A 666-nucleotide genomic window follows, 5' to 3' on the forward strand; every position below is an offset into this window, starting at 1 on the left:
TGCAATTTTAAAGGTTAAGAGACCAAGCCATAAAGAAGATCCGATTAGCATGAATCCAAAAAATAATTTGCTGTTTTTAAACATATCTCACTCTGCTTTATAAAAGTCTATCTGGAATACACACAATTCATCTTAGGCATATAACGCCTCATTAAGAGGCAAATGATAGTTGGCTAAAATAAGCGACGAAGGAGCAAATAGCCAGCTGTTATTTGTCCTGCTTAAATGCCTTGTTAGGTGTAAATTACACACCAAACTCTTTTTTGGCAACTAGTTCAGTAACTTGCTGAAGTTGCGGCTGCCCACCACCATGCATTTCTGCATTTAGATATGTGCACACCCAGTATTGATTTAACGTTTTATTTAAGTAGAGAGTATCCCAACCAGTTTTATCAGTTGCGACTTTAACGAGGTTAAGACTAATGTAGTTTTCAACTGCTTCACTCCCTGAAATTAAACTCATACTTACTTTACACCTAACGCCCCATTAAGAGGCAAATAATAGTTGGCTAAAATAAGCGACGAAGGAGCAAATAGCCAACTGTTATTTGTCCTGCTTGAATGGCTTATAGTTGGACCAATCCATTTATCAATCGATTAGTTTACTATATTTGATAAGTGGAATATGCCTCTGTTGGTTACGAATATTGAACGGCAAACATCCAA

General features: G+C 36.6%; 1 protein-coding gene. It reads right to left on the minus strand.

Annotated features, from left to right (window positions below; genetic code table 11):
- Positions 1 to 244: 244 nt before the first annotated feature.
- Positions 245 to 463 (minus strand): Imm27 family immunity protein, encoded by a 219-nt coding sequence (locus H4J69_RS19635; protein ID WP_182218594.1) that lies wholly within the window; start codon positions 461 to 463, stop codon positions 245 to 247.
- Positions 464 to 666: the final 203 nt, after the last annotated feature.

It is taken from the genome of Colwellia sp. BRX10-9, assembly GCF_014077405.1.
Classification (GTDB): domain Bacteria; phylum Pseudomonadota; class Gammaproteobacteria; order Enterobacterales; family Alteromonadaceae; genus Colwellia_A.